General features: G+C 38.7%; 3 protein-coding genes and 1 pseudogene. 3 read left to right on the top strand and 1 reads right to left on the bottom strand.

Going from position 1 to position 3,137, the window contains the following annotated elements:
- The first annotated feature begins 267 nt into the window (after window positions 1-267).
- The 3 genes from SC428_RS21965 (at window position 268) to SC428_RS21955 (ending at window position 2,575) form a co-directional block, all read left to right on the top strand.
- Window positions 268-354: a tetracycline resistance determinant leader peptide gene (locus SC428_RS21965; protein ID WP_012386611.1), complete on the top strand. Its 87-nt coding sequence runs from the start codon at window positions 268-270 to the stop codon at window positions 352-354.
- Between the two features lie 15 nt (window positions 355-369).
- Window positions 370-2,289, top strand: a complete 1,920-nt coding sequence (tet(M), locus tag SC428_RS21960; protein WP_010729924.1) for a tetracycline resistance ribosomal protection protein Tet(M) — start codon at window positions 370-372, stop codon at window positions 2,287-2,289.
- A gap of 118 nt (window positions 2,290-2,407) precedes the next feature.
- On the top strand, window positions 2,408-2,575 hold the full coding sequence (locus SC428_RS21955; RefSeq protein WP_047655494.1) for a cysteine-rich KTR domain-containing protein: 168 nt from the start codon (window positions 2,408-2,410) through the stop codon (window positions 2,573-2,575).
- Between the two features lie 59 nt (window positions 2,576-2,634).
- Here SC428_RS21955 and SC428_RS21950 read toward each other — a convergent pair.
- A pseudogene (locus SC428_RS21950) lies at window positions 2,635-2,697 on the bottom strand (XRE family transcriptional regulator); the annotation flags it as partial.
- Window positions 2,698-3,137: the final 440 nt, after the last annotated feature.

Here is a 3,137-nt window from a genome sequence, read left to right as displayed (position 1 = left end):
CGGTTTTCATGGCTTGTTATGACTGTTTTTTTGTACAGTCTATGCCTCGGGCATCCAAGCAGCAAGCGCGTTACGCCGTGGGTCGATGTTTGATGTTATGGAGCAGCAACGATGTTACGCAGCAGGGTGACGGTGTTCGGCATTCTGAATCTCACCGAGGACTCCTTCTTCAAGGATGACCTTCGGTCTCTCTATTTAAAGGAAATCTTCACGCCTTTTTGTCGGATTCGGCTGAAATTTACGGGACGGTCTTATTTAAATATCTGTATGCTTTGTATGCCTATGGTTATGCATAAAAATCCCAGTGATAAGAGTATTTATCACTGGGATTTTTATGCCCTTTTGGGCTTTTGAATGGAGGAAAATCACATGAAAATTATTAATATTGGAGTTTTAGCTCATGTTGATGCGGGAAAAACTACCTTAACAGAAAGCTTATTATATAACAGTGGAGCGATTACAGAATTAGGAAGCGTGGACAAAGGTACAACGAGGACGGATAATACGCTTTTAGAACGTCAGAGAGGAATTACAATTCAGACAGGAATAACCTCTTTTCAGTGGGAAAATACGAAGGTGAACATCATAGACACGCCAGGACATATGGATTTCTTAGCAGAAGTATATCGTTCATTATCAGTTTTAGATGGGGCAATTCTACTGATTTCTGCAAAAGATGGCGTACAAGCACAAACTCGTATATTATTTCATGCACTTAGGAAAATGGGGATTCCCACAATCTTTTTTATCAATAAGATTGACCAAAATGGAATTGATTTATCAACGGTTTATCAGGATATTAAAGAGAAACTTTCTGCCGAAATTGTAATCAAACAGAAGGTAGAACTGTATCCTAATATGTGTGTGACGAACTTTACCGAATCTGAACAATGGGATACGGTAATAGAGGGAAACGATGACCTTTTAGAGAAATATATGTCCGGTAAATCATTAGAAGCATTGGAACTCGAACAAGAGGAAAGCATAAGATTTCAGAATTGTTCTCTGTTCCCTCTTTATCATGGAAGTGCAAAAAACAATATAGGGATTGATAACCTTATAGAAGTGATTACGAATAAATTTTATTCATCAACACATCGAGGTCAGTCTGAACTTTGCGGAAATGTTTTCAAAATTGAATATACAAAAAAAAGACAACGTCTTGCATATATACGTCTTTATAGTGGCGTACTGCATTTGCGAGATTCGGTTAGAATATCGGAAAAGGAAAAAATAAAAATTACAGAAATGTATACTTCAATAAATGGTGAATTATGTAAAATCGATAAGGCTTATTCCGGGGAAATTGTTATTTTGCAAAATGAGTTTTTGAAGTTAAATAGTGTTCTTGGAGATACAAAACTATTGCCACAGAGAAAAAAGATTGAAAATCCGCACCCTCTACTACAAACAACTGTTGAACCGAGTAAACCTGAACAGAGAGAAATGTTGCTTGATGCCCTTTTGGAAATCTCAGATAGTGATCCGCTTCTACGATATTACGTGGATTCTACGACACATGAAATTATACTTTCTTTCTTAGGGAAAGTACAAATGGAAGTGATTAGTGCACTGTTGCAAGAAAAGTATCATGTGGAGATAGAACTAAAAGAGCCTACAGTCATTTATATGGAGAGACCGTTAAAAAATGCAGAATATACCATTCACATCGAAGTGCCGCCAAATCCTTTCTGGGCTTCCATTGGTTTATCTGTATCACCGCTTCCGTTGGGAAGTGGAATGCAGTATGAGAGCTCGGTTTCTCTTGGATACTTAAATCAATCATTTCAAAATGCAGTTATGGAAGGGATACGCTATGGCTGTGAACAAGGATTGTATGGTTGGAATGTGACGGACTGTAAAATCTGTTTTAAGTATGGCTTATACTATAGCCCTGTTAGTACCCCAGCAGATTTTCGGATGCTTGCTCCTATTGTATTGGAACAAGTCTTAAAAAAAGCTGGAACAGAATTGTTAGAGCCATATCTTAGTTTTAAAATTTATGCGCCACAGGAATATCTTTCACGAGCATACAACGATGCTCCTAAATATTGTGCGAACATCGTAGACACTCAATTGAAAAATAATGAGGTCATTCTTAGTGGAGAAATCCCTGCTCGGTGTATTCAAGAATATCGTAGTGATTTAACTTTCTTTACAAATGGACGTAGTGTTTGTTTAACAGAGTTAAAAGGGTACCATGTTACTACCGGTGAACCTGTTTGCCAGCCCCGTCGTCCAAATAGTCGGATAGATAAAGTACGATATATGTTCAATAAAATAACTTAGTGTATTTTATGTTGTTATATAAATATGGTTTCTTGTTAAATAAGATGAAATATTTTTTAATAAAGATTTGAATTAAAGTGTAAAGGAGGAGATAGTTATTATAAACTACAAGTGGATATTGTGTCCTGTATGTGGAAATAAAACACGATTAAAGATAAGGGAAGATACTGAATTAAAAAAATTCCCCCTCTATTGTCCGAAATGCAGACAAGAAAATTTAATTGAAATAAAGCAGTTCAAAGTAACTGCGATTACAGAGCCAGACGCAAAGACGCAGAGCCGATAAAATGAGATTAATACAATCTCATTTTATCGGCTCTTTCCGTTATGTATGGATTCTTTTAATTAGTCTTCGATGTTTCTTGCTTCGTTGATACCGCTGGCTAAAGATTCCATTAAGGATAGTTCAAGTATAGCCTGAATTAGCCCTCGATTTTACATCTTGGAACCATGGCCCCCCCCTTTTTTAGGAAAAGGATGACCTTCGGTCTCTCTATTTAAAGGAAATCTTCACGCCTTTTTGTCGGATTCGGCTGAAATTTACGGGACGGTCTTATTTAAGCTCTCCACGATGGCATCCTGCCGGCTTAGGTCTTGTTCCTCCGTGCTCACGCGCAGGTAGATGCGTGCGACTTTCATGCGGGCCTCCTGGTCATTTTGGGTATAGGGAAAATGACCATTGTTTCACGCCTAGCCAAAAAGGGAAGGTTCCCGGTTCAAATGTCGTTTTCAGAAGACGGCTGCACTGAACGTCAGAAGCCGACTGCACTATAGCAGCGGAGGGGTTGGATCCATCAGGCAACGACGGGCTGCTGCCGGCCATCAGCGGACGCAGGGAGGACTTTCCG

Origin of the sequence: Providencia sp. 2023EL-00965 (assembly GCF_033550225.1) — a bacterium.
Lineage (GTDB): Bacteria > Pseudomonadota > Gammaproteobacteria > Enterobacterales > Enterobacteriaceae > Providencia > Providencia manganoxydans.
The sequence above is the reverse complement of the archived record's forward strand: the minus strand, read 5'-3'. Positions and strand labels throughout refer to the sequence as shown.

Bases quoted from the DNA above. Each gene is read 5' to 3' on its own strand.
- SC428_RS21965 (WP_012386611.1), top strand. From the start codon at position 268: ATGCTTTGTATGCCTATGGTTATGCATAAAAATCCCAGTGATAAGAGT.